The organism is Pseudomonas putida W15Oct28, from assembly GCF_000708715.2.
Lineage (GTDB): Bacteria > Pseudomonadota > Gammaproteobacteria > Pseudomonadales > Pseudomonadaceae > Aquipseudomonas > Aquipseudomonas putida_R.
This window is the reverse complement of sequence record NZ_JENB01000008.1, coordinates 69,629-96,599: the sequence shown is the minus strand read 5'-3', so window position 1 is coordinate 96,599 and position 26,971 is coordinate 69,629. Positions and strand designations below refer to the sequence as shown.

The 26,971-nt window shown below is 64.5% G+C and carries 25 protein-coding genes; 12 read left to right on the top strand and 13 right to left on the bottom strand.

All coding sequences use genetic code 11. The features are described from left to right. Positions 1–51 precede the first annotated feature (51 nt). The 4 genes from AK81_RS07450 to AK81_RS07435 are packed head-to-tail and all read right to left on the bottom strand — an operon-like array spanning position 52 to position 4,843. Entirely contained in the window at positions 52–912 is an 861-nt protein-coding gene (locus AK81_RS07450; protein ID WP_043197943.1) for an efflux RND transporter periplasmic adaptor subunit, read from the bottom strand. A 10-nt stretch (positions 913–922) separates the two neighbouring features. Beyond that, positions 923–1,123 carry a DUF1656 domain-containing protein gene (locus AK81_RS07445; protein WP_009685040.1) on the bottom strand — a complete coding sequence of 67 codons (201 nt, stop codon included), beginning with the start codon at positions 1,121–1,123 and terminating at the stop codon, positions 923–925. A gap of 4 nt (positions 1,124–1,127) precedes the next feature. Then, on the bottom strand, positions 1,128–3,305 hold the full coding sequence (locus tag AK81_RS07440; protein WP_043197942.1) for an FUSC family protein: 2,178 nt from the start codon (positions 3,303–3,305) through the stop codon (positions 1,128–1,130). Further along, positions 3,302–4,843, bottom strand: coding sequence for an efflux transporter outer membrane subunit (locus tag AK81_RS07435; RefSeq protein ID WP_043197941.1), 1,542 nt, complete (start codon positions 4,841–4,843; stop codon positions 3,302–3,304). The genes AK81_RS07440 and AK81_RS07435 overlap by 4 nt, the downstream gene beginning before the upstream one ends. Positions 4,844–5,035: 192 nt before the next feature. Between AK81_RS07435 and AK81_RS07430 the strand changes: the two genes are divergently transcribed. After that, positions 5,036–5,983, top strand: a complete 948-nt coding sequence (locus tag AK81_RS07430; RefSeq protein WP_043197939.1) for a LysR family transcriptional regulator — start codon at positions 5,036–5,038, stop codon at positions 5,981–5,983. 194 nt (positions 5,984–6,177) lie between these two features. Continuing rightward, on the top strand, positions 6,178–7,152 hold the full coding sequence (locus AK81_RS07425) for a 2-hydroxyacid dehydrogenase (protein ID WP_043197938.1): 975 nt from the start codon (positions 6,178–6,180) through the stop codon (positions 7,150–7,152). Between the two features lie 72 nt (positions 7,153–7,224). Here the strand turns inward: AK81_RS07425 and AK81_RS07420 are convergent, their stop codons facing one another. Beyond that, positions 7,225–8,127 carry a DMT family transporter gene (locus tag AK81_RS07420; protein ID WP_043197937.1) on the bottom strand — a complete coding sequence of 301 codons (903 nt, stop codon included), beginning with the start codon at positions 8,125–8,127 and terminating at the stop codon, positions 7,225–7,227. A gap of 185 nt (positions 8,128–8,312) precedes the next feature. Here AK81_RS07420 and AK81_RS07415 point away from each other — a divergent pair, with 185 nt between their 5' ends. Continuing rightward, entirely contained in the window at positions 8,313–9,188 is an 876-nt protein-coding gene (locus tag AK81_RS07415; RefSeq protein WP_043197936.1) for a helix-turn-helix domain-containing protein, read from the top strand. A gap of 90 nt (positions 9,189–9,278) precedes the next feature. Here AK81_RS07415 and AK81_RS07410 read toward each other — a convergent pair whose 3' ends face one another. The 6 genes from AK81_RS07410 to AK81_RS07385 form a co-directional block, all read right to left on the bottom strand. Further along, the gene (locus tag AK81_RS07410; protein ID WP_043197933.1) at positions 9,279–11,669 is read right to left on the bottom strand and encodes a TonB-dependent siderophore receptor; all 2,391 of its coding nucleotides are present in this window, start codon (positions 11,667–11,669) and stop codon (positions 9,279–9,281) included. Positions 11,670–11,885: 216 nt separating this feature from the next. After that, positions 11,886–12,866 (bottom strand): FecR family protein, encoded by a 981-nt coding sequence (locus tag AK81_RS07405; protein WP_043197930.1) that lies wholly within the window; start codon positions 12,864–12,866, stop codon positions 11,886–11,888. Further along, the gene (locus AK81_RS07400; RefSeq protein WP_043197929.1) at positions 12,863–13,438 is read right to left on the bottom strand and encodes an RNA polymerase sigma factor; all 576 of its coding nucleotides are present in this window, start codon (positions 13,436–13,438) and stop codon (positions 12,863–12,865) included. The genes AK81_RS07405 and AK81_RS07400 overlap by 4 nt, the downstream gene beginning before the upstream one ends. Before the next feature lie 4 nt (positions 13,439–13,442). Continuing rightward, positions 13,443–13,769, bottom strand: coding sequence for a DUF3325 domain-containing protein (locus tag AK81_RS07395; protein ID WP_043197927.1), 327 nt, complete (start codon positions 13,767–13,769; stop codon positions 13,443–13,445). After that, the gene (locus AK81_RS07390; protein ID WP_043197925.1) at positions 13,769–15,343 is read right to left on the bottom strand and encodes a PepSY-associated TM helix domain-containing protein; all 1,575 of its coding nucleotides are present in this window, start codon (positions 15,341–15,343) and stop codon (positions 13,769–13,771) included. The genes AK81_RS07395 and AK81_RS07390 overlap by 1 nt, the downstream gene beginning before the upstream one ends. Next, complete coding sequence (locus tag AK81_RS07385; protein WP_043197923.1) at positions 15,340–15,645, bottom strand: DUF3649 domain-containing protein; 306 nt, start codon at positions 15,643–15,645, stop codon at positions 15,340–15,342. Before AK81_RS07385 ends, AK81_RS07390 begins: the two co-directional genes overlap by 4 nt. Positions 15,646–15,859: 214 nt before the next feature. Here AK81_RS07385 and AK81_RS07380 point away from each other — a divergent pair, with 214 nt between their 5' ends. The 4 genes from AK81_RS07380 to AK81_RS07365 all read left to right on the top strand — a co-directional run bounded on the left by AK81_RS07380 (position 15,860) and on the right by AK81_RS07365 (position 20,477). Continuing rightward, complete coding sequence (locus AK81_RS07380; RefSeq protein ID WP_241496063.1) at positions 15,860–16,405, top strand: sigma-70 family RNA polymerase sigma factor; 546 nt, start codon at positions 15,860–15,862, stop codon at positions 16,403–16,405. After that, complete coding sequence (locus AK81_RS07375; RefSeq protein WP_043197918.1) at positions 16,402–17,328, top strand: FecR domain-containing protein; 927 nt, start codon at positions 16,402–16,404, stop codon at positions 17,326–17,328. The genes AK81_RS07380 and AK81_RS07375 overlap by 4 nt, the downstream gene beginning before the upstream one ends. Before the next feature lie 192 nt (positions 17,329–17,520). Further along, positions 17,521–19,845: a TonB-dependent Fe(3+) dicitrate receptor FecA gene (gene fecA, locus AK81_RS07370; protein WP_043197916.1), complete on the top strand. Its 2,325-nt coding sequence runs from the start codon at positions 17,521–17,523 to the stop codon at positions 19,843–19,845. A gap of 284 nt (positions 19,846–20,129) precedes the next feature. Then, entirely contained in the window at positions 20,130–20,477 is a 348-nt protein-coding gene (locus tag AK81_RS07365) for an HPF/RaiA family ribosome-associated protein (RefSeq protein ID WP_019473941.1), read from the top strand. A 75-nt stretch (positions 20,478–20,552) separates the two neighbouring features. On the opposite strand, the gene AK81_RS07360 is transcribed toward AK81_RS07365, so the two are convergent. Continuing rightward, positions 20,553–20,960, bottom strand: a complete 408-nt coding sequence (locus tag AK81_RS07360) for a response regulator (RefSeq protein WP_043197914.1) — start codon at positions 20,958–20,960, stop codon at positions 20,553–20,555. Positions 20,961–20,982: 22 nt separating this feature from the next. Next, on the bottom strand, positions 20,983–21,153 hold the full coding sequence (locus AK81_RS07355; protein WP_029885790.1) for a Flp family type IVb pilin: 171 nt from the start codon (positions 21,151–21,153) through the stop codon (positions 20,983–20,985). A gap of 292 nt (positions 21,154–21,445) precedes the next feature. Here AK81_RS07355 and cpaB point away from each other — a divergent pair, with 292 nt between their 5' ends. From cpaB to AK81_RS07330, 5 genes are read left to right on the top strand one after another with little or no spacing between them, the layout of a single operon-like run. Next, the gene (cpaB, locus tag AK81_RS07350; protein ID WP_043197912.1) at positions 21,446–22,396 is read left to right on the top strand and encodes a Flp pilus assembly protein CpaB; all 951 of its coding nucleotides are present in this window, start codon (positions 21,446–21,448) and stop codon (positions 22,394–22,396) included. An 18-nt stretch (positions 22,397–22,414) separates the two neighbouring features. After that, a complete protein-coding gene (locus AK81_RS07345) occupies positions 22,415–23,653 on the top strand; it encodes a type II and III secretion system protein family protein (protein WP_043197911.1) in 1,239 nt (412 codons plus the stop codon). Then, the gene (locus tag AK81_RS07340; protein WP_043197910.1) at positions 23,650–24,840 is read left to right on the top strand and encodes a pilus assembly protein; all 1,191 of its coding nucleotides are present in this window, start codon (positions 23,650–23,652) and stop codon (positions 24,838–24,840) included. The genes AK81_RS07345 and AK81_RS07340 overlap by 4 nt, the downstream gene beginning before the upstream one ends. Further along, a complete protein-coding gene (locus AK81_RS07335; RefSeq protein WP_043197908.1) occupies positions 24,837–26,093 on the top strand; it encodes a CpaF family protein in 1,257 nt (418 codons plus the stop codon). Before AK81_RS07340 ends, AK81_RS07335 begins: the two co-directional genes overlap by 4 nt. Continuing rightward, positions 26,090–26,971 carry a type II secretion system F family protein gene (locus AK81_RS07330; RefSeq protein ID WP_043197906.1) on the top strand — a complete coding sequence of 294 codons (882 nt, stop codon included), beginning with the start codon at positions 26,090–26,092 and terminating at the stop codon, positions 26,969–26,971. Before AK81_RS07335 ends, AK81_RS07330 begins: the two co-directional genes overlap by 4 nt.

The window sequence follows — 26,971 nt, the reverse complement described above, 5'->3', positions numbered from 1 at the left end:
CTCGTGTAGTCCTTTTCCTAAAGACAACAAACACTCCAACCTAAGCTACGGCTAGCCCTCGCTCGGCTTCACCACCACCGTACACGTCGTCCCCGCCGCCAGCAAAAACCCTTCCGGCACTTCATCGATGTGAATGCGCACCGGCACCCGCTGTGCCAGCCGCACCCAGTTGAAGGTGGGGTTCACGTCAGCGATCAGTTCGCGGCTTTGTGGGTTGTCGCGGTCGTAGATGCCGCGGGCGATGCTCTCCACATGCCCTTTGATGCGCTCGCCGCTCATCATCTGCAACTCGGCCTGGTCACCCACCTTCACGTGGGGCAGCTTGGTCTCTTCGAAGAACCCGTACACCCAGAAGGAATTTTCGTCGACCACCGCCATCACCGCTTCACCGGTGCGCGCATAGTCGCCCTTGTGGATATTCAGGTTGGTCACATACCCGTCCACCGTAGCCACAATGTGGGTGCGCTTGAGGTTCAGCTCGGCTGCAGCCAGCTCGGCAAGGGCCTGCTGGTAATCGGCCTGGGCGGAGTTGGCGATGTTGCTGGCGTCGTCGCGGTTTTCTTTGGAGATGACCAGGTTGTCCATGTCGGCACGGCGCTTGGCGTTGACCTTGCGCATTTCCCACGTGGCCTTGCGCGAGGCGACCATGGCCTTGGCCTGGTCGACCGCCAATTGATAGTGCTCGGGGTCGATCTGGATCAGCATGTCGCCCTTCTTCACCCGCTGGTTGTCCTTGACCGGCACGTCCACCACGTAGCCGGGCACGTCGGCGGCGACGTTGATGATGTCGGCACGCACGCGGCCGTCACGGGTCCATGGCGTGGTCATGTAGTGCAGCCACAGCTGGCGACCGATGGCCACGGCAGCGACCAGCACCAGCAGGGTGGCGATCAGGCTGAAGAACTTTTTCATCGAAGGTTTCTCACCAGTAGACAGTAAGCGCCATGGCGCCGAACAGGCAGACGAACAGGCTCAGGCGCAACAGCGCCGGGTGCCAGAAGAAGCGGTAGCCATCATGGCTGGCGATGAACCGGTCCAGGCCCCAGGCCAGGCCCAGGGCGAACAGGAACATCAAGGTCATGGTGGGCATGTACACGCCATGGAAGGCGATTTCACGGGGCATGATTTCACGGGGCATGGTGCAATCCTTTCGCCGGTGCCAGTGGCGACTGTGGGTCCAGCAAGGAGGAACGGATGAAGTGCAGGTAACTCTGCGCACGCCGCAGCACCGAGGTGTCGAAATGGCGGGCAAAGGGTTCGTCGGTGGCCTGCACGCGGGCAATCGCATGGTCGACGGCGACCAGGGCGCGTTCGTGGTTACTGGCACTAGGCTGCAGGAACAGGCGTGTCAGGGCACGGCCCATGACGCGGATTGCCTGGCGCCACGGCTGCGACTCGGCGTAGGCCGGGTGCACCGGGGCGCGGGCTTGCTCCTTGCGCAGCTCGATCACGGCGTGGCCGATTTCCAGCACGGTGAACATCCAGCCCATCAGCTGGCTCTGCACCTGCGGCTTGCCGGCCGCCAGGCCATAGGCCTGGTGCAACAGGTCGCGGGTGCGGCTTTCAAAGGCCGTGCCGATGCCGCGCAGGCGCCCGCTGATGGCGAACAGCACCTGCTCGCGCAGCTCCTGCTCCAGGCGGTTCCACAACCAGCGGCTGTTGGGCGGCAGGATGATCGCCCCGGCGGCGGCGCAGACAAACATGCCGATGACCATGCCGATGTAGTCGTTGATGAAGGTGTACGGGTCATACACGGTGAGGTTGTTCGGCACCGAGCCAATCGCGAAGAACACCAGCAGGCCGATGCCATAACCAGCGTAGGCCGGGCGCGACGAGAGAAACGCGCCCAGCACGAAGACCGGCGCCAGCACCATGCACAGCAGCGGGAAACCGTCGATCCAGGGGAACACGAAGAAGGTTTCGAAGAAGCCGACGAAAGCGCCAATGGCCGTGCCGCAGGCCATCTGGAACGACATGCGCTTGGGGTTGGGCGAGGCGGCCGAGAGGCCCACGGTGACGGTGGCGATCAGGGTCATCATGGCGCCGCTGGGCCAGTCGCTGAGCAGCCAGTAGCTGCCCAGCAGCAACAGCACCGCCGAGGCGCGCACCCCGGCGGCCAGCGATACCAGCCAGCTGGTCTGCGCCACGTAGGGCTCGTCCCACTGCTCGCGTTCGTGCTTGTGCGCAGCCAGCGAGGCGTGGGTTTCGGCGTAGCTGTACATCTCGTCGACGAAGCGGTACAGCAGTTCGAATGCGGTGTGGAAGTCGAGCAGGTCGGACTCGCTGGGCTCGGTCGCCTGGTACTCGGCGCGCAGGCCGCGCACCTGGGCTTGCAGGCCCTCCTTGTAGGCCGCCAGCTCCAGGGTCAGGCGCAGCGCATCGGCGTCGGTCAGCGCCCGCCCCACGTAGGGCTGCAGCAGCTCCACCAGCGTATTCAGGCCCGGCTCGATGGCGCTGACGATCTGCAGCGGGCCACGGGCGCGCAGGCGCTCCAGCAAACGGTGCAGGGCGTTGAAGCGCGTGGTAATGGCCATGAACTCGCTGTTCATCCGCACCAGCCGGCCACTGCGGCGGCGCATGTGCGGGTCTTCAAAGGCGGTGACATTGCGCAGGCTCTCAAGGCCCACGGCCTCGGCAACGAAACGCACGTTGCTGCTCTCGAAACGGTCCTTCTGGCTATCCCCACGCAAGGCCTCGACCACCACCCCGGCGAACACGCCAAAGCGCTGGTACAAGGCGTTGCGCATGGCAGCACTGGCCGACTGCGGCAGGATCGCGGCGCTGACGAAGGTCGACACCAGAATCCCCAGGGCAATTTCCAGCACCCGCCATACCGCCGCCATGAACGCCTGGTCGGGGTGCTGCAGCACCGGCAGGCCGATCATCGCAGCGGTGTAGCCGGCCAGCACGAAGCCATAGGCGCGGAAGGTGCGGTAGCGCATGGCGCCGGCCGAACACAGGCCCACCCACAGGGCCAGGCTGGGCAGGAACAGTTCGGTGTTCTGCGGGAAGATGGCGATCAGCGCCACCATCATCGCCGAGCCGGCCAGGGTGCCGAGCACCCGGTAGAAGCTCTTGGCGAAAACATGCCCGCTTTGCGGCTGCATCACGATGAACACGGTGATCATCGCCGTGCGCGGTTGCGGCAGCTCCAGGCGCATGGCCAGCCACAAGGTGATGAACGCGGCGGCCAGCACCTTGAAGATGTACACCCAGGTCACGCCGTCGGTGCGTGCCCAGGCAAAGAAGCCCCGGCGCCACTCCAGGCTTTGCAGCCAGCGCACGGGCAAACTGGAAGTGCTCATTCGGCGTTATCCGGCTTCTTGTCGAAAATGGCCAGGGTGGCCGGGAGGGTGGCCGGGGTGGCCGGCGCGGCCTGGCGTTCCTCCTTCGGCGCATCCTGACCGGCCTGCAAGCCGCCACCCAGGGCGGTGACCAGCTCGGCATGGGCGATCAGGCGGGCGGCCTGCACCTGTTGCTGCACCTGTTGCTGGCGGAACAGCAAGGTCTGCGCGTTGAGCACGTTGAGGTAGTCGGTAAGGCCGCGCTGGAAGGCGACCATGGCGATGTCATAGGTTTTCTGCGCAGCGGCGACGGATTCGGCAGCGAAGTGTGACTGTTCTTTCATCGACTCACGGCGGATCAACTGGTCAGAGATGTTCTTAAGAGCACCCACCACGGTCTGGTTGTAGCGCGCCACGGCCACGTCATACCCCGCCGAGGCCACACCCAGTTCCGAGCGCAGGCGGCCACCGTCAAAGATCGGCAAGCTGATGGCCGGCCCGACGTTGTAGTTGAACTTGCGCCCGGTCAAAAACTCCAGCGGGCCACCGCCGGTGGCCATGAAGCCCAGGCTGCCAACCAGGTCGACGTTGGGGAAGAAGCCGGCGTGGGCGACGTCGATGCCACGCGCCTGGGCGGCCACCTGCCAGCGGCTGGCGACCACGTCGGGACGCTGGCCGACCAGTTCGGCGGGCAGGTTCGAGGGCAGCTTCAACGGCGCGGCCAAGGCCAGGGCCGGGCGCTGCAATTGCGCGCCTTCCCCCGGGCCTTTGCCGGCCAGTGCGGCCAGCTGGTTGCGGGTCAGGGCAATTTCTTCGTTCAGGCTGTCGAGCTGGCGGTGGGTTTCCGGCAGCGGCGCTTCGGCCTGGCTGACTTCGAAATGGGTGCCGATGCCGGCATCCAGGCGGCGCTTGGCCAGGGCCAGGATCTGTTCCTGCTGCTCCAGTTCGGCCTTGACGATATCGCGCTGGGCAAAATGCAGGCTCAGCTGGATATAGGCGCGCACCACGTTGTTCTGCAGCTCCAGCTGCGCCTGGCGGGCTTCGGCCACGCTCATGTGCGCCTGGTCCACGGCCTGTTCGCTGGCATTGCGTTCGCGGCCCCACAGGTCGAGGGCGTAGCTGAAACCGATGGCGGCGTTGTTGTCCCAAGTGTTGGCGCCCGACAGCGCGCCCGGGCCGTAGAACTGGTCTTCAGGCCAGTTGTGGCGCTTGAGCGTGGCCTGGCCATTGGCCTGGAGCTTTTCCGCCGACTCGACCACGCCGGCCATGGCCTTGGCCTCACGTACCCGCGCCGCAGCCATGGCCAGGCTCGGGCTGCCGGCCACGGCCAGGTTGAGCCAGCGATCCAGCTGCGGGTCGCCATAGGCGTGCCACCACTGCTGGTCAGGCCAATGGGCGTCGGTCGCGGCTTGGCGTATGGCCGCGTCGGTGGTCAGGGTATTGGCTTGCAGCGTCTTGCTTTGCGGGGCGATGCCCCAGGTTCCGATACAGCCACTCAAGGTGAGGGCAAGGGCACAGGCACTGAACGCATTGAGCGTTCTGATGATGCGACGCGGCACAGCTGCGATTTCCCGAGGAAGAGGTGAAGGGGGCTGGGCAATTCTAGGGGGCGCCAGCACTGGCGATAAGCGCAGATTCCTGCGAATCTTTGTTACCAAAACAGCGATAATCCGCCTTTGGTCGAAGGCAACTTTTCAGCTTTTCTGCGTTACTTCGTGACACAATTTTGTCCTCTACATCGAGAGTGACCCATGGACACCCTGCAAAACATGCGTGCTTTCAGTTGCGTAGCCCAGCTTGGCAGCTTTACCGCTGCTGCCGCGCAACTGGATACGACCACCGCGAACGTGTCGCGGGCGGTCTCCAACCTGGAAGCCCATCTGCAAACAAGGCTGCTCAACCGTACTACCCGCCGCATTGCGCTGACCGAAGCCGGCAAACGCTACCTGATGCGTTGCGAACAGATTCTTACCTATGTGGAAGAAGCGGAAGCCGAAGCCAGCGATGCCCATGCCCGCCCGGCCGGGCAGTTGAAGGTGCACTCGATGACCGGGGTGGGCCAGCACTTCGTGGTCGATGCCATTGCCCGCTACCGCGAATCGCACCCGGACGTCACCTTCGACCTGACCATGGCCAACCGCGTGCCCGACCTGCTCGACGAGGGCTATGACGTGTCCATCGTGCTGGCCACCGAACTGCCCGACTCGGGGTTCGTGTCGCAGCGCCTGGGCATCACCTACAGCATCGTCTGCGCCTCGCCCGCCTACATCGCCCGCCACGGCAGTGCGCAAAAGCCCGCCGACCTGCTCAAGCACGCCTGCCTGCGCATGGTCAGCCCGGTGATCCCGCTGGAAAAATGGCTGTTCGACGGGCCGGAAGGCCAGGAGATGGTCAACATCACCAGCTCGCCGTTCATGGTCAACACGGCGGATGCCATGAAGACTGCGATCCGCAGCGGCATGGGCGTAGGCGTGCTGCCGATCTATTCGGCCATCGATGGCCTGCGTGATGGCAGCCTGGTGCGGGTGCTGCCGGAGTACCGCCTGCAGGAGCTGAACCTGTACGCCATCTACCCGTCGCGGCAGTACCTGGATGCCAAGATCAAGACGTGGGTCGAGTACCTGCGCAACTCGCTGCCGGAGATTCTCGCGGCCCATGAGGCCGACCTGAAAACCCATCAGGTGCTGATCGCCAACTAAAAAGCTGCTGCATTGCGGGGGTGGACAATGGTAGGTTGCTAACCATTGTCGGCCCATTCGCGGGCGCGCCCGCTCCCACAGGTACAGCGCTGCCCTATAGGCCTGTGCAAAACCTGTGGGAGCGGCGGTGCGGCGATCCGATTTACCCGCGAAGAATCCACCCTCGTCCTACCGCCTTGCAGAGAAGTTGCCCGATGAAAAAGACCGTCCTGGCCTTCAGCCGTATCACCCCGGCCATGGCCGAGCGCCTGCAGCAAGACTTCAACGTGATTTTGCCCAACCCCAAGCTGGGCGACATCAACGCCCAGTTCAACGAAGCCCTGCCCGAGGCCCACGGCCTGATCGGGGTCGGCCGCAAGTTGGGCCGTGCGCAGCTTGAAGGCGCGGCCAGGCTGGAGGTGGTGTCCAGCGTGTCGGTCGGCTACGACAACTACGACCTGGACTACTTCAACGAACGCGGCATCGCCCTGACCAACACCCCCGACGTGCTTACCGAAAGCACCGCCGACCTGGGCTTCTCGCTGGTCATGGGCTGCGCCCGCCGCACCGCCGAACTGGATGCCTGGACCAAGGCCGGCAACTGGCAGGCCACCGTAGGCCCGGCCCTCTTCGGCAGCGATGTGCATGGCAAAACGCTGGGTATCGTCGGCATGGGTAACATCGGTGCCGCCATTGCCCGTCGTGGCCGGTTCGGCTTCAACATGCCGGTCATCTACGCAGGCAACAGCCGCAAGACCGCGCTGGAGCAAGAGCTGGGCGCGCAGTTGCGCAGCCTGGAGCAGTTGCTGGCCGAAGCGGACTTCGTCGTCATTGTGGTGCCATTGTCCGACGCCACCCGCAAGCTGATCAGTGCGCGTGAACTGAAGCTGATGAAGCCGAGTGCGTTCCTGATCAACATCGCCCGCGGGCCGGTGGTGGACGAAGCCGCGCTGATCGAAGCGCTGCAGAACGGCACCATTCGTGGGGCGGGCCTGGATGTGTACGAGAAAGAGCCACTGAGCGATTCGCCGCTGTTCAAGCTGCCCAATGCGCTGACCTTGCCCCACATCGGTTCGGCCACTGCCGAAACCCGTGAGGCCATGGCCAACCGCGCGATGGACAACCTGCGTGCTGCGCTGCTGGGTGAGCGACCGCGGGACCTGGTGAACCCACAGGTGTGGAAAGGCTGATAGCTCTCTACTGCCTGCACCGGCCTCTTCGCGGGCTTGCCCGCGAAGAGGCCGGTGCAGGCAACAGATTATCTATTTGGCCACCAAAACACCCTCAGCCACCCTGGCCTTGGGCTTGCGAAACACCAGCACATTCCCCGCCATCACCGCCACCAGCCCCAACAAGGCCGGCGCCGTCCACTGATACCCCTCGGCCACCGCCGACACATTCAACGCCACCAACGGGAACAGCACCGTGCAATAGGCGGCCCGCTCCGGCCCCATGCGCCCGACCAGGGTCAGGTAGGCAGTGAAGCCGATCACCGACCCCGGGATTACCAGGTACATCAGCGAACCGATGTAGCGGGTATTCCACTCCATGGTGAAAGGAATGCCGCTGAACAGGCAATAAACCATCAGCATGGCGGCCCCGTAGACCATGCCCCAGGCATTGGTGGTCATGGGCTTGAGCCCGGCCTTCTGCTGCATGCTCGACAGCATGTTGCCCGCCGAGAAACACAGCGTGCCAAGCAGGGCCAGGCCGAGCCCGAACAGGGTCTCGCGGCTGGCGGCATGGTGGGACAACTCTGGCCAGAACAGCAGCCCCAGGCCGAGCAGGCCCAGGGCACCGCCGCCCAGTACATTCGCGGCGATCTTCTGGCCGAAGAAGACCCGCGCGTTAAGTGCATTCCACAGGGTTGCCGTGGAGAACACCACGGCGATCAGGCCACTGGCAATCCACTGGCTGGCCGTGAGGAAGCACATGAAATTGACGCAGAACAGGCACAAGCCCTGGGCCAGGCAGATGAGGTGGCCGCGGCGGTTCATGGGTTGCAGGCGGCGGGTGAGCAGCAGGATGGCGAACAGGATGAGGCCGGCCAGGGCGAAGCGATAGACGATCGAGACCGGGATGGCGACCACGCCCAGCTGGAGCTTCAAGGCGATCCAGGTGGTGCCCCAGATCAGGACGGTGAGCAGGTAGAGTGACAGGTTCATGGCGGCAGTTCCTTGGGCCTTTCAAGATCGGTGCCCGGCGCTTCGCGGGTAAACCCGCTCCCACAGGGATTGCCAGTGTTCTTCCGATCAGCGTTCGCCCGCTTGCACAAACTTGCGCTTTTGTCCCGCAGGTAGCTGTAAGCCCGCCCAAGTGGCAGTAGGATGGCTGGCAAGAGGAACCGCCCATGACGCCACTCACCCAACTGCAAGTGTTCAACGCCATGCATGCCTCGCCCCACGCCCGGCTGGAGCTGAGCGCGCACCTGGGCGATGGGCTGGCGGCGGCGTTGTGGAGCAACCGCGACGATGCCCGCGACTATCAGGCCCCGACCCACCACACCCTGTCGTGCTACATCGCCGACGGCACCGGCACCTTCCGCCGCCAGCGCCCGGCCGACAAGGGCGCGCCCGGCAAGCTGTGCGTGATGCCGGCCGGGCAGGAATCGAACTGGGTGGTCAATGGTGCAATCCGCCTGGCGCACCTGTATGTCAGCGAGGCGCAGTTCGCCCTGGGTTGCGTGCGCCTGCTCGACCGCGAACCGCGTGAACTGCAGTTGCAGGAAGCGACCTTTCTCGACGACCCGCAACAGGCCGTGCGCTTTCGCCAACTGATCACCCTGGACTGGAACGAGCCCGGCGAGCGCTTGCTGGCCAGCAGCCTGGCCCACGAGATCGTCGACCATGCGCTGCTCAACCAGGTCGGCCTGCGCCAGGGCCTGCGCCTGAAAGGCGGGCTGGCGCCGAACCTGCGCCGGCAACTGGTCGATTACATCGAGGCACACCTGGACCAGCCGATTACCCTGGGCGAACTGGCCTTGCGCTGCAACCTGTCCGAATACCACTTTGCGCGCATGTTCCGTACCAGTTTCGGCCTACCGCCGCACCAGTACCTGCTGGCCCGGCGACTGCACCAGGCGTGCCAGCTGCTGCAACTGGGGGTGATGCCGCTGGGGGAGATTGCCCTTTTGTGCGGGTTTGCCAGTGCCAGCCATTTCAGCAACCGGTTCCGCCAGGCGCTGGGTGCAACACCTGGCGAGTACCGTTCGGCCATTCGCGGCTAAAGCCGCTCCCACAGGTACAGCGTTGCTCTTGAGGCGGGCGCGATCCCTGTAGGAGCGGCTTTAGCCGCGAAGAGGCCGGTACAGGCTGGCTCAAAACTCGAAGGTGCTGGACAGGCTCACCTGCCGCGCATCCCCGATTGCCACAAAGTACTGGTTCACCGCCGAGCTGTAGTAAACCTTGTCGAACAGGTTCTTCACGTTCAGTTGCAAACGCACGTTGTGCTCATCAAGCTTGGTCTCGTAACTGGCAAACGCATCGGCCACGGTGTAGGACGGCAGGTCGAAGGTGTTGGTCGAGTTGCCCGCCCGCTCACCGACGTAACGCGCACCCGCCCCTAATCGCAGCTTATCGCCACCGAACAGGCTGCCGAAGTCATACACAGCCGACAGCGAACCGCTGTGCTTGGCCACGTTCTGCAGGCGGTTACCCTCAAGGTCCGGGTCTTTCGTAACCTTGGCATCGGTAAAGGCATAGCTGCCGATCAAGCTCCAGCGGTCGCTGAGCTGGCCGGTCAGGTCAAGCTCCACACCTCTTGAATTGACCTCACCGGTATTGCTGTAGACCGTCTCGCTGGTGGTGGCGTCAAAGTTCGAAACCAGTACATTGCGTTTGGTGATATCGAACAGCGCCAGGGTGCCCGTGATGCGGCCCGGCATATCGAGCTTGGCCCCCAGCTCCCACGACTTGCCCTCTTCCGGTGCTACCGACGAGTCGAGCACCACATTGCCGGTCAGTGGCGCGATGGTGGAGTTGGGCTTGAACGATTCGCTATAGCTGCCATAGAACGACAGCTGGTCGTCGACCTTGTAGACGATACCCGCGTGGGGCACCCATGCCTGGCCACTGATGTCGGTATTGACGTGGAACGGGCGGCCGCGACCGGCGTACTGGTCGAACTGCTGGAAACGCGCGCCGGCCACCAGGATCCAGTGCTCGTCCAGGTGCAAGGCGTCTTGCACGAACAGTGCATCGGTGCGCAGCTTGTCGGTCTGGACGCTTTCTTTGGCGCCGACGCTGGTACCTTCCACTTCCTGACCATAGACAGGGTTTACATAGCTAAACGTGGATTGTGCTGCCTGGCGGATCAGGTCACCGCGAAAGATCTTGCGGTCTTCATGATCGACGCCGAACAACAGGTCATTCTGCATGCCGGCCAATTCCACATTGCCTGCAAGGCTGAAGGTGGCGAACTGATCACGGCTCATGGCGTTGTGGGTGCCGTCGATGCTGCGGGTCAGTGTGCCTTTGGCTTCGTTGACGCCAGTCACTCGCACCTGGCTTGCATCATAGGTCTCGCGGTTGAAGCTGTAGCCAAAGTGCAGCTTCCAGTCATCGGTCAGCTGATGGTCGACCTCCAGGCGATACAAGTCGGAGCGCCCCTCCATGTCGTTGAACGGCTCGTCCAGGCGGCGCGTGGCGGGGATGTTCAGCGGGTGGCCGTTGCTGCCGAACGCGGTGCCCCGGTCGAAGGGGTAGAGAAATTCGCGGTGCTCGTAGGCCAGTACCACCTGGGTGTCTTCGCCCAGCCAGGCCAGCGACGGCGCCACCAGCGATTCGCGGTGCACGCCGTAGTTGCGCCAGTAGTCTTCGTCTTCGTGGTCGACGATCAAGCGGTAGGCGAAGTTGCTGTCGCCCAGCGCACCGGTACTGTCGAGCCCGCCGCCACTGCCGTTCTTGCCGCTACCGTAGGTTGAGCCGCGCACGGCCAGGGCGTTGTACTGCTGCAGTTGCGGGCGCTTGCTGACCACGTTGATCACCCCGCCCGGGTCCTGGATGCCGTACAGCAGCGAGGCCGGGCCCTTGAGCACTTCGACCCGCTCGGTGCTGGCATTAAGGCTACGCCCCTGCACGATGGGCATGCCATCACGCATGATCGAGCCGTCGCGGTTGTCGCCAAAGCCGCGCTTCATCACCGTGTCGGACGTGCCGCCAAAGTTGTTGCCTTGGGTAATGCCGCTGACGTTGGCCAGGGCATCGTCCAGGTTGCGCGGGGCTTGGTCGCGGATAACCTGGGCCGGTACCACGTTGATGGCCTGGGGGATGTCCTGGTTCGGGCCCTGCCCGCGCATGATCGAAGCGCTGGCCGGGGGCTGATAGCTGTAGTCGTCCAGCTGCGAGGTCACGTTGGTGGCCTGCAGGTTGAGGGCGCCTGAGGTGTCGGCGGGTTCCAGGGTCAGGGTGCGTGCGTCGACGCGGCGCCAGGCCAGCCCGGCGTTGCCCAGCAGCTGTTGCAGCGCCTGCTCGGCGCTGAACCGGCCATTCAACGCGGGCGCTTGCATGCCCGGCAGTTCGAGGGTGTAGACCACGCTCTGGCCGGTGGTGCGGCTGAAGGCGTTGAGCGCTTGGGCCAAGGGTTGGGCCGGCTGGGCGAAGGCATAGGCCTGCAGCTGCTCGGCGGCGCTTGCCAGAGGGGCGACAGCGACGGCCGGGAGCGCAGCAAGGCCGAACCAGAGAGGGACGCAACGCGAGGAGAACTTCATGGACGCTGACCTGTGAGAGGGTGACGATTGCGAATGAATCGCACTTTCACTCATTACACGGATGCCACGTCCTGTTACCTCACCCGCTTTCTGAAAATATTTTCCTGCACCGGCCTCTTCGCGGGCATGCCCGCTCCCACAGGGACCTCATCGATCTTGAATCTTGTGCAGTACCTGTGGGAGCGGGCGTGCCCGCGAAGAGGCCGGGACAGGAAATCACCGGATAAGGGTCAACCGCCCCAACACGGTCTGCCGCGAAAAGCCCATCACCTTGCCCAGCGAATCCAGCGCCAGCAGCGGCTCGTCAACCGGGAAGCTGCCGCTGACCTTGCGCTGCCCCAGTTCGCCATCCAGCAACAGGATGCGCCCCGGGTAATAGCGCCCAAGGTCTTCAACCACCTGCGCCAGCGGCACCTGGTAATAGTTCAGCCACCCCTGGCGCCAGGCCAGGCGGTTTTCACTGTCCACCGCCAGGGTGTCGCCTACCCTGCCTGCGCTGTAGGCCACCTGCTGGTTGGCCGTCAGCTTACGCGCCAGGGTGCCTTGCGCAGGGCTCACGCCCACACGCCCGCTGCGCACCGTCACCTGGGCGCCGTCGCCTTGCTCGCGCACCTCAAACTGAGTGCCAAGTACCCGCACTTCGCCACCGCCAGCTTCGACCAGGAACGGCTCGCCGGTATGCGTGACCTCGAAGAACGCCGCGCCATGCAGCAACCGCACACGGCGCTCACCCTGGGCAAAATCGACCGCAATGGCGCTGCCGGCATCAAGCGTCACTTGCGACTGGTCGGCCAAGGTCACCTGGCGAATCTGCCCGGCACTGCTGTAGTCGGCCTGCAGGTCCTGCAACCAGTACCCCGGGTGCCAGCCACCGGCAACGCCCACGGCCAGCACCAGGCAGGCCGCCATCGCCAGTGCTGCCACCTGCCGCCACGGGCCGCGGGTCGGCGGCTTGGCCATGGCATCGAGGTAGCGCTGCAGGGCGTCCTGGTCTTCGTCGGCCAGCCGCGCCGCCGGGGCGGCGCTTTTCTGCCACAGCGCCTGGGCCTGTTGGTAGGCGTCACGGTGCCCGGGGTCGGCCAGCAACCAGCGCTTGAACGCAGCCCCTTCGGCTTGCGCGGGCTGCTCATTGATGCGGCTGAGCCATTGCAGGGCGGCCTGGGACTGCGCCTCGGTGATCGGGGGCATACGGCTCATCGACGGGCACTCCCTGGCCTGCGTGGGGTGGACGCGGGCTCGGCAACACTCGCCTTGCACGCTTCAAGGGCGCGCATCATATGCTTTTCCACGGCGCTCTGGGACAGCTGCATGGCCTTGGCAATTTCGCCGTACTTGCAGCCGTGGATGCGGTTGAGCAGAAAGATCTGCCGGGTGCGCTCGGGCAAGGCGCGCAAGGCGGTTTCGATGCGTTGCAGGTCGTGGTCGACCTCCAGCGCCTGCTCGGGCGCCTGAGCCATGGCCGCCTCGTCCATGGGCGAAGCGGCTTCTGCCACGCGTTCGCGGCTGCCTTCACTGCGCAGGTGGTCAATAGCCAGGTTGCCGGCACAACGCAACAGGTAGGTGTCCAGCGCTTCGACCTTGACCTCGGGCCGGCGCCAGAAACGCAGGAACAGTTCCTGCACCAGGTCCGAAGCCGTGGCGCGGCAGCCAACGCGCCGGCTGACCAGCGCCTCCATACGCGCCCGTTGGGCCAGGAACACCTGGACGAAACGTGCACGCCCGCCAGTGCTGTCGGCGTCGGGCTCTATGATATCCCCCTGCTCGCTCACAGGTTCACACGGCAAACACGGCCAGCAACGGCCCCAGCACCACGCTGGCGGCGGCCAGGCCCAGCAGCAGGCGCGGTTGGTAGGGCAGGCAGAACACCCACACGGTCACCCCGGCCATCATCACTGCCGTCCATTCCACCAGGCCATGGGCCCAGCCACGCAGGTGCACGCTGAGCACCAGCGACAGCATCAGCAGCAGCCAGCCGGCAACCCGCAACAGCCGCAACTGCCCGGGGCGCGGCTTGCGCCCGAGCAAATCGCTGAAGTGCTTTTCCATGGCCAGGCACAGGGCGACAAAACCTGCGAATGCGATCAGTGCGTTACCCAGCATCAGCTCACCTGCGCCGTTTCAGTGCCCGTTGTTTTTGCCGCGCGTGGTCGCTTGGCTACCGGTTTGGGGCTGCGCAGCATCTTGCCGGCCAGCCAGGCCAGGAACAGGCCGGTACCCAGGGCCGTCAGGTCGAAGCCGGCCATGGCCCAGTCACCTGCCGGCAACGAATGGTTCAAGCCCCGGTCAGTGCTCAAGCCATTGAGCAGCGGCAGCAGGGCAAAGGCCAGCGCACCCAGCGCCAGTTGCTCGCCCCACGCCCGGCGCCCGCTGCGCAGCACGGCATGCACCAGTGACAAGCCCCAGGCGATGAAGAAGGCATTGACCTCCCAGTCGGCGCGGCCCTCTACGCCTACCGGGATCAGGCGGTTGGCCCAGAAGAAGCCCGCCACCGCCAGCAGCAGGCCGCTCATGCTGGCGATATTGAGCACCTCGACCAGGCGCAACTCACCCGGCATGTGCGGGCTCTTGGCATGCTTGAGCTGGCGCTTGCCCAGCCACATCACCAGCCCGGTGCCGATCACCGCAGTGCCGGCGACGCCAAAGAAGAAGTACAGCCAGCGCAGCCAGGGCCCGGCGAAATTGCCCATGTGCAGCCCGGCAAAGCTGAAGGCGGTCATCATCGCCCCGCTCTCTGGCTTGCCCTGGCTCAGCAGCGCACCACTGGCGCCGTCGAACGTCCAGTTGGCACTGCGCCGATAAGCCACGTGGTCGGCAGCCGACTGGGCGAAGGTGACGCGGGCATTGCTGTCGCCCGGGTTCTGCACCTGGATGAAGCCGATACGCGCGCCCGGTTGCAGTTCCTGGACCTTGGCATACAGGGTTGGCAGCGCTACCAGCGGCGTGGCCACCTGGGCCGCGTTGGGCGCATCGTCGCGGCCGAACAGGTCGTTGAAGTACTTGCCCGTGTCATTGCCATAGCTGGCCATGATGCCCGCCGGCATCACCATATACATGAACAGCACCAGGCTGCTGTAACTGATCATCAGGTGGAAGGGCAGCACCAGCACGCCGATGGCGTTGTGCCCGTCCAGCCAGGAACGCTGGCCCTTGCCGGGGCGGAAGGTGAAGAACTCCTTGAAGATCTTCTTGTGGGTGATGATGCCGGTGACCAACCCCAGCAGCATGATGAAGGCGCAGAAGGTCGACAGCCAGCGGCCAAACGGGTGCGGCATCTGCAGCTGGAAGTGGAACCGGTAGAAGAAATCGCCACCACGGCTGTCGCGTGCTTCCACCGGCTGGCCGGTCTGCGTGTCGAGGGTTTTGTTGACAAAGCCACGCGGCCCACCGTTGGGGTCGCGATAGCCCACGCTCAGGCCCGCTTCACGCTCGTTGGGCATGCGGATGAACCAGGACGCGGAATGCCCGGCATTGTCCTGCAGGTAATGCTGGGCCATGCCCAGGCTGAGGGCCGGGTCCAACGCATGGCTGCGCACTTCGGGCTGCGCCCAGTGGGTGATTTCTTCCTTGAAATACGACAGCGTGCCGGTGAGGAAGATGGCAAACAACAGCCAGCCAAAGATCAGGCCGGTCCAGGTGTGCAGCCAGGCCATCGCCTGGCGGAAGCCTTCTTTCATGGGTTTTTCATCCAGTAGGCAACGCCGCTGATCATGCCCAACAGCAGGCTGGGCGCCAATACGCCCAGCCAGGCACGCCAGGCGCTGCGGCAGGCGAAGCACCAGATGAAAGCCAGCAGGTAGAAGACGAACGACAACAGCAGGCCGGTCAGCGTGGCATCGACCTTCGGCAGCGGTGCCACCAGGGCAATGCAGACACTGGCCATGGACGCCAGCAGGTAGCCGCCCAACAGCGCGGCCAGGCTGCGTGAGGCAACGGCCAGGCGATAGCTGAGCGGGGGGCCGGCGGTTTTGCGCGTCATGGCGAAGGTCCGGGCGTTTTTCGGGGCTGCAATAATAATGATTTCAATTCTCATAGGCAAAGAGTTAGCGATGTGTTGCCTGTTCTGGCCCTATCGCCGGCAAGCCAGCTCCCACAGGTATTGCACAGGGCTTGAAGACAGCGGGGTCCTGTGGGAGCTGGCTTGCCGGCGATAGGGCCGGTGGAGATTGCCGAGCATTCTGCCCTGCAATATAATGCGAACAATTCTTACTACCAGTTGCGCTACACAGCGCCGGAGTATCACGGTGCCCAGCGCGCTCACATCCACGGTCGAAGGCCTCTACCACGCCCATCACAACTGGCTCACTGGCTGGTTGCGCCGCCGCCTGGGCTGCCCGCAGAGTGCCGCCGACCTGGCCCAGGACACCTACCTGCGCCTGCTGCAGGCCCGCGAGGCGCCACAGCTGGTTGAGCCGCGTGCGTTCCTGGCAACCGTAGCCAAGCGCGTGCTGTGCAACCACTTTCGCCGCCAGGAGCTGGAGCGTGCCTACCTGCAAGCACTGGCCCAGGTGCCTGAAGACGTAGCACCGTGCGAGGAGCAAAAGGCGATCATCTTCGAGACCCTGCTGGAGCTCGACCGCCTGCTGGACGGTTTGCCGCCACTGGTCAAACGCGCCTTTCTGCTGGCCCAGGTCGATGGCCTTGGCCAGGGTGAAATCGCTCACGAACTGGGTATCTCGTTGGCCACGGTCAAGCGCTATCTGAACAAGGCGGCCATGCGCTGCTACTTCGCCCTGTGAACGCCTCGTTTTCTCCACAAGTGGCGGAGCAAGCCGTGCACTGGTTGATCGAGTCCCAAGGCGATGATTTTGGCCAGGCGCAGCGGTTGGCGCTGGAACACTGGCTGCGGGCCGACCAGGAACACCAGCGGGCCTGGGCCCATATCCAGCAGGTAAACCAGCGCCTGCGCGGGGTGTCCTCGCCGGTGGTGCACGCGACACTGCAAGCCCCCCACTCGCCCGCCCGGCGGCGCGCGCTCAAGGCATTGCTGTTGGTGGGCGTAGCCAGTGCCACCGGGCTTGGGCTGCAACAGCACAACCCGATGCCCGGCCTGATGGCCGACTACCGCAGCCCTGTGGGGCAGCGCCGGCGCATGGGCCTGGAAGATGGCAGCGTGCTGCAACTTAACACCCGCAGTGCCGCCGACGTGCGCTTCGACGGGCAACAGCGCCGGGTGCGTCTGTTCGAGGGTGAACTGGCGCTGCAGGTGGCCAGCGATGCCCGGCCGTTGCTGCTGCGTACCGGCGAAGGGGCGTTGCGCCTGGACAGCGGGCGCTTCAACGTGCGCCAGTTCGACGGCTACAGCCTGGTGTCGGTCTTCGAGGGTGTGGCCAGCGTTGCGGGGCAACCGTTACTGGCCGGGCAGCAGGCACGCTTCACGGGTAGCTGGCGGTCGGTTTCGGCGCTCGACCGCAATGTGGGCGCCTGGGTCGACGGCATGCTGGTGGCCTCGCAGATGCGCCTGGCGGATTTCCTGGCCGAGCTTGGGCGCTATCGCCACGGGCAGTTGGGGTGCAGCGAGCGTGTCGCCGACTTGCGCATTTCCGGGTCGTATCCGCTGGATGACAGCGAGCGCATCCTGCAGATGCTGGAGGTGGCACTGCCGGTTCGGGTGCGCCGCTTCACTCGATATTGGGTGACGGTGGAGCCAACAATGAGTTAAGGCAGGTCGGGCCTCATCGCCGGCAAGCCAGCTCCCACAGGAAAATCATTGCCCTCAAGGCCTGTGATATCCCTGTGGGAGCTGGCTTGCCGGCGATGAGGCCGGTACAGGCAAATTATTTTCAATCCAGTGAGCCATTTTCCCAACCTCGCGTGACAGACATGGCAGAACCCCTTTCTCAGGACCCGACCCATGCCGTTGCGCCCCAGCCCCCTCCTCCACGCCCTGCTGCTCACCACCACGCTCGGCCTGGCCATGCCCGCCGCCCATGCCGAAACCCGCAGCTACCACATCGCTGCCGGCTCGCTTGAAGACGCACTCAACCAGTTTGGCCGCGAAAGCGGTGCGCTGATCTCGTTCGGCTCGCAACTGACCCAAGGCATCAGCACCCAGGGGCTGGACGGCCAGTTCGATGTGCGCCAAGGCCTCGACGCGCTGCTGCGCGGCAGCGGCCTGCAGGTGCGGCAGGAAACCGACAATGCCTTCAGCCTGCAACCAATCGGTAGCCCCGCTGCTGGCGCCCCGGTCGAGCTCGGCGCTTCCACCGTGGTCGGCGACTGGCTGGCAGAAGCGCAGCAGGACAATGTGTTCGAGCACCCCGGCGCCCGCGACGTGGTACGCCGCGAAGCGTTCGAGCGCAGCGGCGCGACCACCGCCCGCGAAGTGCTCAACCGCATCCCCGGGGTGAATGCCCCCGACAACAACGGCACCGGCAGCCACGACCTGGCGCTCAACTTCGGCATTCGCGGCCTCAACCCGCGCCTGGCGTCGCGTTCGACCGTGCTGATGGATGGCATCCCGGTGCCGTTCGCCCCGTATGGCCAGCCGCAGCTGTCGCTGGCCCCGCTGAGCATGGGCAACATGGACGCCGTGGATGTGGTGCGCGGTGGCGGCGCGGTGCGTTACGGCCCGCAGAACGTCGGCGGCATCGTCAACTTCGTCACCCGGGCGATCCCCGAGCAGGCCACCTTCAAGGCCGCCATGCAAAACCAGATCAGCCCCTCCTCCAGCCACGATGGCTTCAAGAACAGCGCCAACCTGCTGGTCGGCGGCACCAATGACAACGGCCTGGGCGGCGCCCTGCTGTACTCCGGCACCCGTGGTGGCGACTGGCGCGAACACAGCGACACGCAGATCGACGACCTGATCCTCAAGGGCAAGCTGCAACTGGACGAAGCCAACAGCCTGCATGCCATGGCCCAGTACTACGAGGGCGAGGCCGACATGCCAGGTGGCCTGAGCACCGCCGACTTCGCTGCCGACCCGTACCAGTCGACGCGCCTGAAAGACAAGTTCTGGGGCCGCCGCACGCTGTTCAACTTCGGCTACGACTACAAGCAGGACGACCGCCAGTTCAGCGTCAACAGCTTCTTCACCAAGACCCTGCGCAGCGGCTACCTGGACCAAGGCAGCTTCGTTTCGCTGTCGCCACGCGAGTACTGGGTGCGCGGCATCGAAACCCGCTTCTCGCAGGGCCTGGCGTTGGGCGATAGCTGGCACGAGCTGGGCATCGGCTATCGCTACGTCAACGAAGCCGGCCACGAACTGCGCTTCCGCGAGCCGGTGAACGGCAACCTGCCGACCACTGCCAGCCGCAACGACCGCGACACCCGTGGCAGCACCGAAGCCCACGCCATCTACCTGGATGACCGCATCGACATCGGCCGCTGGACCATCACCCCGGGCGTGCGCTACGAGATGATCGACTCCGAGCAGAGCAACAAGCTCAACGGCCAGCGCTACCAGGGCAGCTACAACACCGCGCTGCCGGCGCTCAACGTGATGTACCACCTGACCGACAGCTGGAACCTGTACGCCAACACCGAAGGCTCGTTCGGCAGCGTGCAGTACAGCCAGATGCCCAACCGCGTCAGCAGCGGCGAGGTAAAACCGGAGAAGGCACGCACCTGGGAAGTCGGCACCCGCTACGACAACGGTGACCTGCAAGCCGAGATCGGCGCGTTCCTGATCAACTTCGACAACCAGTACGAAAGCAACCAGACCAACGACTCGGTAATCGCCCGCGGCGAAACCCGTCACCAGGGTATCGAGACCAGCGTCCGCTATGCACTGGACGGCCTGAGCCCGGCCCTGGCCGGCTTCGATGTGCACGCCAGCTACGCATTCGTTGACGCCACCATCCGCGAGGACGGGCCGAACAAAGGTAACCAGGTGCCGTTCTCGTCGCGGCACAAGGGCAACCTGGGCGTGGGCTACACCGATGGCCCCTGGCAGCTGAACCTGGACGGCAGCTTCCAGAGCAGCCAGTACGCCGACAACGCCAACACCGGCACCGAAAGCGCCGACGGCAGCACCGGGCGCATTCCGGGTTACATGCTGGTCAGCACCCGCGCCGGGTACGATTTTGGCGCGCAGCTGTCGAACCTGAAGGTGGCGGTGGGCGTGAAGAACCTGTTCAACCGCGAGTACTACACGCGGTCCTACGATGACAACAACAAGGGCAAGTACGTGGGTGAGCCGCGAACCTTGTATGTGCAGACCTCGGTGGAGTTCTGACCAATCGTAAGGGGCCGCTTTGCGACCCTTCGCGGCGGTTCGGCGCCCGACATGCCCGCTCCCACAGGAACCGCACCGGCTCAAAGCCTGTGAAAACCCTGTGGGAGCGGGCGTGCCCGCGAAGGGCTGCACAGCAGCCCCATTTGCAACAAGAAATTTATTTTCAGAAAGGGCTTGAATTCGGTCCGCGGTTGCCTGACCTTAGAGTCAAGAGGCGCAGAAATTCCAAGGGTCTCAAGGGCCTAGGCGCGTCTCCATGCGAGCAAGCTGAATAAGGATTGATCATGCAAATCCAGGTCAACAGCAGCAACCATTTCGAAAGCAACGCCCGTCTCGATCAGTGGGTCCGCAGTACCCTGCAGAGCTCCCTGGAACGTTACGAAGAAGACCTCACCCGCATCGAGGTTCACCTGCGCGACGAGAACGGCGCCAAGCCCGGACCGCATGACAAACGCTGCCAGATGGAGGCTCGCCCCAAAGGCCACCAACCGATTTCCGTGACCCACACTGCCACTTCGGTAGACCAGGCAGTCGACGGTGCCGCCACCAAGCTAAACCACGCGCTGGAACACTTCTACGGCAAGCTGCGCAGCAAGCGCGGCGCCCTTGAACTGAGCGACCCGGAAGCCTGACCCCAGCAATGAAAACGCCCGGCCAAGTGCCGGGCGCTTTTATTAAAGACCATTAAAGGCCATTCAGGGCCTCCCTCAGTTCACTGCCCTGAGCCTGGGCACGGGGAACAGGTTCTCCAGGGTTGTCAGCAAACGCTTGTGATAAAGCGGCTTGCGGAAAAAATCCACCACCTGCAGGCGCAGCAGTTCGCTCACATCATCCAGGTCAGCCTGCCCGGACATGACAATCACCGGCAGGTGCAGGCGCGCCGTATGCTCGCGCAGGCGCCTGATCAAACCGATGCCGCTTTCCTCCGGCATACGCAGGTCCGTGATCACCAGGGCAACGTCCGGGTGACGGGTAAGCTGTTGCAAGGCAGCCTGTACCGATGTCGCGGTCAGGCAGGCGAAGCCTTCGTTCTCGAGAAGTTCGGCCAGCTCCAGCAGAACGTCCTGCTCGTCATCCACCAAAAGGATCTGCTGGCGCGAGGAAGCGTTCTGCATGGCTTTGGCTCCTGTTCACCGGTCAAAGGGCATTTTTGATCGTGGTGAAGGTGGTGTTGACGGCCGTGGAGATGTCCCCGACGAAAGCGGCCAGCACTACCGCAACCATCGTCGCGATGACCGCATATTCGATACCGGATGCTCCGTCCTTGCGATGCAGGAAGTTCATGCAGTGCAGAATGAACAGTTTCATGGCTCAGCTCCTTGCGGCATGAATGCCGGCGATGGCGGTATCAAAGTGACACCTATTTGCCATCAGCATCGTCAAGCTGGGGCGGACTGCAAATGTATTAAAGGATTAATCACAAAGGATTAATTCAAGAGTAATAACACCCGTAAAGTTGCTAACCCTCTGTATTGCCTCGACTTAATCACAATCCCGAAAAAAACCGCTCCAGCTCATGGCGAATGGCGATGGCTGGGCTACCGTCCTATAGCGAAATAGTGACTTTTTGCCATCAGTCGACGCGTGCAGGGAGGCCGAGATGAGCAGTCGCTTAACCCTGATACTGGCGGCATTCTTCCTGCTGGCAGCATTGCTGGCAGGCTACTGGGGCATTGTGCTCAGCCGCCCTGCCGCTCCACCGGTACCGGTTACCCCAACGGCCGAACAACCGCTTGCAGCCGTCGCCCCACCACCCGCCGCCCCACCGGAGCCACTGCGTACAGCCGTCGTCGTCCTGCGCAAGGCACTGCCCGCCAATACGCCGGTCACTGAAGACGATGTGCTGATCGAGCGCCTGCAGGTTGCCCCCACCGGGGCCTACCAGCAAACCGCCCAGGTGATCGGGCGCACCAGCGCCAGGCCACTTGCCGCGGGCAGCTGGCTGGATGAGTCCAGCTTCCAGGCTGGCGGGCCGCTGGCGCGGATGATCCGCTCCAACGAGCGCGCCGTGGCAGTCGGTGTGGACGAAGTGGTCGGCGCCGCCGGCCAAGTGCGCCCGGGCGACTACGTGGACGTTTTACTGTTCCTGCGTGAAGAACCCAACAACCCGCAATCCTCCGCCCAGGTGGTGCTGCCGGCCTTGCGCGTGCTCAGCGTCGGCGAGCAGACGGGCCTGGCCAATGATGGCCGCCCGGCGCAGACCGCCGAAGAGCAAAAGGCCCGGCGCGAACAGGCCAGCATGAGCGGCAACGGCACCCGCACCGTGGCGCTGGCAGTGCCCGAGGCCTTGGCCAGCCGCTTGATGCTGGCTGCCCAGGCCGGCACGTTGCGCCTGGCCGTGCGCAGTGCCGATGAACAACGCCTGGCCCGGTACTGGAACGAAGCCGATGCCAAACCGCAGGTAGAAGCCGCCAACCGCGAACTCTACCGCTTCAGTCAGCTGTCCCAGTCACCGGTGGCCAACGCTGCCAGCCTGGCGACCAGTAAACCCACACCCGCCATGCACATCATCCGTGGCGCACAGGCTGACGATACGAATAAAACCCCCTGAGCCGGCAAGGATGCAGCGATGCGTAGTTCCTTTTTGAGACAAGCATGTTGTACCGGGCTGCTGGCCGCGCTGTTGCCCCAGGCGCAGGCGGCGGGCAAAGGCTGCGAAGCGATCAACCAGCTGCCCTCGGTCATCGAGATAGACCAGGGCCTGCAGCAGGAGCTGCGCCTGCCACTGGCGATCAGCCGGGTTGCCGTGGGCGAGCCGAAGGTGGCCGATGTGCAGGCCAGCGGCGAGCGCGGCGTGGTGATTACCGCAGTGGGCCAAGGCAATACCACCCTGATGTTGTGGACAGCATGCGCCCCGTCACCACACAGGGCCATGGTGTTCGTCAAAGGCCGGGCCAGTGCCGACATGGCCGAAGACAGCTTTTTGCCGTCGCAGGATGCGCAACTGATCAGCCAGGTGCAGGCCGACATCCGTTTTGTGGAAGTACGCCGCACCAAATTCAAGGAGGCCGGCGCACGGTTGTTCTTCAAGGGCTCGAACAACAGCCTGATCGGCTCGCCGGGGACCGTGCCCGGCACGTCCGTCAGCCCCGGCTCAGTCCCGAACGTGACCCCGTCGATCCCCCTCAGCGACAACGTCTTCAATATCGTCTGGGGCGGCGGCAGCAGCCGCTTCCTGGCCATGATCAACGCCCTGGAAAACAGCGGCTTCGCCTACACCCTGGCTCGCCCGAGCCTGACCGTGCTCAGTGGCCAGACAGCAAGCTTTCTGGCTGGCGGTGAAATTCCGATCCCGGTACCCAGCGCGGGCAGCGACAACGTGTCGATCGAATACAAGGAGTTTGGCGTCCGCCTGGCGCTGACACCCACCGTCATCAGCCAGGGCAGGATCACCCTCAAGGTGGCGCCGGAGGTCAGCGAGCTGGACTACACCAACGTGGTGACCATCGCCGGCACGCAGGTGCCGGGTTTGACGGTAAGGCGCACCGACACCAGCATTGCCCTGGCCGATGGCGAGAGCTTCATCATCAGCGGCCTGGTCAGCAACAACACCCGTTCCGCGGTAGACCGCCTGCCCGGCCTGGGTAGCCTGCCGGTACTGGGCGCGTTCTTCCGCAACTCGGCCATGCGCCGCGAAGAAACCGAACTGTTGATGATCGTCACCCCGCACCTGGTCCAGCCGCTGGCCGCCAATGCACGGCTGCCGCAACTGCCGGGCGAGAACCTGCGCACCTACGACCCTAGCTGGGGGCGCCTGTTTTTCCTGGAGAACGGCAACTTCGATGGCCAGGGCGGGTTATCCCAATGAACGAGAGCCTGAACCCCACCTTCCTCGCCATCACCCGCAACGAAGAGGACCTGCACTGGCTGCAGGGCGCACTGGCGCCGCAAGGCCAGGTGATCGGTGCCAGCGCGGGCAGCCTCGACGAGCTGCTGGCGCTGGTCAACGCCACGTTCAGCACCCTGATGTTCATCGGCCTGGACCGCGAACAACTGGTCAGCCAGTGCGCCTTGATCGAGGGGGTGCTGGAGGCCAAGCCGATGCTGGCGATCGTCGCCCTCGGCGATGGCATGGACAACCAACTGGTGCTGCATGCCATGCGCGCGGGCGCCCGCGACTTCGTCGCCTATGGCTCGCGCGCAAGCGAAGTGGCCGGGCTGGTGCGCCGCCTGGGCAAGCGCATGCCGGCGGTGGCCAGCAACCCCGCCCTCGGCGGGCTGACGGTGCTGTTCGGCGTACAAAGCAGCGCCGACGGGGCATTGCTCACCACCCACCTGGCCCGGGTGGTGCAGGAGAGCGGCCAGCAAACCCTGTTGCTGGACCTGGGCCTGCCACGTGGCGACAGCCTGGCGCTGCTCGGCCTGGAAGCTTCGTTCTTCTTCGGCGACGCCCTGCGCCACTTGCGCCGCCTCGACACCACACTGATCGACAGCGCATTCACCCGCGACAAGAAAGGCTTGCGCCTGCTGACCTACGCCGAGGCCGACGACCCGCTGCAACAAACCAGTGCCGCCGAGCTGTACATGCTGTTAAGCGCCCTGCGCCAGCACTTCCAGCACATTGTCGTGAACCTGACCGGGCATGCCGACAGCGAAGCCCTGCGCACCTTGGTGAGCCATTGCGACAAACTGATCGTCTACACCGACCAGAACATCCTCGACTGCCGGCGCAACCTTGAAGTGCTCGACCTGTGGCGTGACCACGGCATGAAGCTGGAGCACGCCAGCCTGTTGGTGGACCGTTATCTGAACAACGTTGCACCCGACGCCGATACCCTGGCCAAACGCTACGGCCTGCCCTTGCTCAAGGCCATCCCCTACAGCCCCGAAGTGCGCCTGAACGTGAAAAACCAGGGCCTGAGCCTGTTCGAACTGGCCCCGCGTGAAAACCTCACGCAAGCCCTGCGCAGCCTGGGCGAACGCCTGGCGCGGCGCTCGGAAAACCTCGCACCACCGGCCTTCACCTGGCTGCGGCGGCTCTGGGGGAGCAAATGAGCAATGACCAACCCTTTGGAGGCCAGCAACACGCCTCCGGCGACCCCTACGCGCTAAAGCGTGCACTGCACCGCTTTGCCATCGACGCCATCGAGGACAGCGGCCGCAACCTGCTCGAAGGCGCACGGCCAGCGCTGACCCAGTTCGTGCTGGAGCAGGTGGGCGATTACGTCGCGCGGCTGCGCCTGGCCATGTCGCGCTACGAAATGGAGCGCCTGGCCGAAGAGCTGGTGGATGAGCTGACCGGTTTCGGCCCGCTTGAAGTGTTGCTGCGTGACCCCACCGTCACGGAAATCCTGGTCAACGGGCCGCACCGGGTGTTCGTCGAGCGGGCGGGCCTGTTGCAACAGACCGACCTGCGCTTCATCGACGCCCACCATGTGGAGCGGGTGATGCAGCGCATCCTCGCCCCGCTTGGCCGGCGCCTGGACGAATCCTCGCCGATGGTCGACGCGCGCATGCCCGATGGCAGCCGGGTGAATGCGATCATTCCGCCTGTGGCACTGGACGGCCCGTGCCTGTCGATCCGCAAGTTCCGCCAGGACATGCTCAAGAGTGCCGACCTGCTGGCCACCCGCGCCATCGACCAGCACATCTTTGACTTCTTCGAGCGCGCCGTGGGCAAACGTTGCAACATCCTGGTCAGTGGCGGTACCGGCACCGGCAAGACCACCCTGCTGAACATCCTCAGCCAGATGATCGCGCCCCGCGAACGCCTGGTGACCATCGAAGACGTCGCCGAACTGAATTTGCACCATCCCCACGTGGTGCGCCTGGAAACCCGCCCGCCGAATGCCGAAGGGCATGGCGAAGTCAAAGCCAGCGAACTGATCCGCAACGCCCTGCGCATGCGGCCCGACCGCATCATTCTGGGTGAGATCCGCGGCAGCGAAGTGCTCGACGTGCTCACCGCGATGAACACCGGCCACGATGGCTCGATGAGCACGGTGCACGCCAACACCGCGCAGGATGCACTGCTACGCCTGGAAACCCTGGTCGGCCTGAGCGGCCGGCAGATTGCCGAAAAGACCATGCGGCAAATGGTTTGCGCGGCGCTGGATGTGGTGATCCAGCTGACCCGCCTGCCCGATGGCCGACGCTGCGTCAGCGAGGTGCTGGAAGTGGTCGGCGTGCGCGACGAGGTGTACGTGACCAACACCCTGTTCCGCCTCGATCGTCGTGGCGGCGATACCTTTCTGCGCGAAGCACCCAACCCGGCAGGCAGCAAGCTGCACGCAGAGGGCCTGCTGTGACCGGCCCCGTGCTGCTGGCACTGTCCCCGCTGTTGCTGGGCGTGGCCTTGCTGCTGCTGCGCCGGGGCCTGTACAAGCGGCACGAAGAACGCATCCTGCAACGCCTGGGGCGGGCGTTCAGCATTGTGCGCAATGGCACCGCCCGGCGCGAATGGCTGGATTCCCTGCTGCAGCGCGCCGGCTTGGGGGCCATCGACTTCGAGCCACAACGCTGGTTGCTGGCGTGGCTGGGCGTGGTGCTGCTGGCGCTGATCGTTGCCGGCTGGGTGGCCGCGTTGATGCTGCTGATCGGCCTGCCAACCCTGGCGTACCTCATCCTGAGCTGGCAAAGCCGCCGGCAGATGCGGCAAATCGTCGAACAATTACCCAGCCTGCTGGACTACAGCGTTCGCAGCCTCAAGGCCGGCCGCACCCTCAATGACGCGGTGCTGGGCGGTATCGACAGCAGCCGCGACCCCCTGCGCTCAGCCATGGCGCGGGTGCGGCGCAACGTACAGTTGGGTGTGGCGCTTGAGGATGCCGTGAGCGAGCTGGCCGAACTGCACAAGCAGGATGAACTGCGGCTGTTCGCCCTCGGCTTGCGCATCAACCAGCGCTACGGTGGCAATGCCAGCGAGCTGATGGAAAACCTGATCAAGCTGATCCGCGAGCGGGAGCAAGGGGTGCGTCAGCTCAAGGCGATGACCGGCGAAACCCGCATCACCGCGATCATTCTCGGCTCGTTGCCGCTGGCCATGGTCGGCTACTTCATGATGGCCAACCCGCATTACCTGTTGGCCATGTGGCGCGACAGCAGCGGCCAGATGATGCTGTTGCTGGCCTTCGCCTTGCAGGCGCTCGGTTGCCTGGTGCTGTGGCGCATGATGAGGAGCCTGTGA

Bases quoted from the DNA above. Each gene is read 5' to 3' on its own strand.
- AK81_RS07450 (WP_043197943.1), bottom strand. From the start codon at position 912: ATGAAAAAGTTCTTCAGCCTGATCGCCACCCTGCTGGTGCTGGTCGCT.
- AK81_RS07445 (WP_009685040.1), bottom strand. From the start codon at position 1,123: ATGCCCCGTGAAATCGCCTTCCATGGCGTGTACATGCCCACCATGACC.
- AK81_RS07440 (WP_043197942.1), bottom strand. From the start codon at position 3,305: ATGAGCACTTCCAGTTTGCCCGTGCGCTGGCTGCAAAGCCTGGAGTGG.
- AK81_RS07430 (WP_043197939.1), top strand. From the start codon at position 5,036: ATGGACACCCTGCAAAACATGCGTGCTTTCAGTTGCGTAGCCCAGCTT.
- AK81_RS07425 (WP_043197938.1), top strand. From the start codon at position 6,178: ATGAAAAAGACCGTCCTGGCCTTCAGCCGTATCACCCCGGCCATGGCC.
- AK81_RS07420 (WP_043197937.1), bottom strand. From the start codon at position 8,127: ATGAACCTGTCACTCTACCTGCTCACCGTCCTGATCTGGGGCACCACC.
- AK81_RS07415 (WP_043197936.1), top strand. From the start codon at position 8,313: ATGACGCCACTCACCCAACTGCAAGTGTTCAACGCCATGCATGCCTCG.
- AK81_RS07410 (WP_043197933.1), bottom strand. From the start codon at position 11,669: ATGAAGTTCTCCTCGCGTTGCGTCCCTCTCTGGTTCGGCCTTGCTGCG.
- AK81_RS07405 (WP_043197930.1), bottom strand. From the start codon at position 12,866: ATGAGCCGTATGCCCCCGATCACCGAGGCGCAGTCCCAGGCCGCCCTG.
- AK81_RS07395 (WP_043197927.1), bottom strand. From the start codon at position 13,769: ATGCTGGGTAACGCACTGATCGCATTCGCAGGTTTTGTCGCCCTGTGC.
- AK81_RS07390 (WP_043197925.1), bottom strand. From the start codon at position 15,343: ATGAAAGAAGGCTTCCGCCAGGCGATGGCCTGGCTGCACACCTGGACC.
- AK81_RS07385 (WP_043197923.1), bottom strand. From the start codon at position 15,645: ATGACGCGCAAAACCGCCGGCCCCCCGCTCAGCTATCGCCTGGCCGTT.
- AK81_RS07380 (WP_241496063.1), top strand. From the start codon at position 15,860: ATGCGAACAATTCTTACTACCAGTTGCGCTACACAGCGCCGGAGTATC.
- fecA (WP_043197916.1), top strand. From the start codon at position 17,521: ATGCCGTTGCGCCCCAGCCCCCTCCTCCACGCCCTGCTGCTCACCACC.
- AK81_RS07365 (WP_019473941.1), top strand. From the start codon at position 20,130: ATGCAAATCCAGGTCAACAGCAGCAACCATTTCGAAAGCAACGCCCGT.
- AK81_RS07360 (WP_043197914.1), bottom strand. From the start codon at position 20,960: ATGCAGAACGCTTCCTCGCGCCAGCAGATCCTTTTGGTGGATGACGAG.
- AK81_RS07355 (WP_029885790.1), bottom strand. From the start codon at position 21,153: ATGAAACTGTTCATTCTGCACTGCATGAACTTCCTGCATCGCAAGGAC.
- cpaB (WP_043197912.1), top strand. From the start codon at position 21,446: ATGAGCAGTCGCTTAACCCTGATACTGGCGGCATTCTTCCTGCTGGCA.
- AK81_RS07345 (WP_043197911.1), top strand. From the start codon at position 22,415: ATGCGTAGTTCCTTTTTGAGACAAGCATGTTGTACCGGGCTGCTGGCC.
- AK81_RS07340 (WP_043197910.1), top strand. From the start codon at position 23,650: ATGAACGAGAGCCTGAACCCCACCTTCCTCGCCATCACCCGCAACGAA.
- AK81_RS07335 (WP_043197908.1), top strand. From the start codon at position 24,837: ATGAGCAATGACCAACCCTTTGGAGGCCAGCAACACGCCTCCGGCGAC.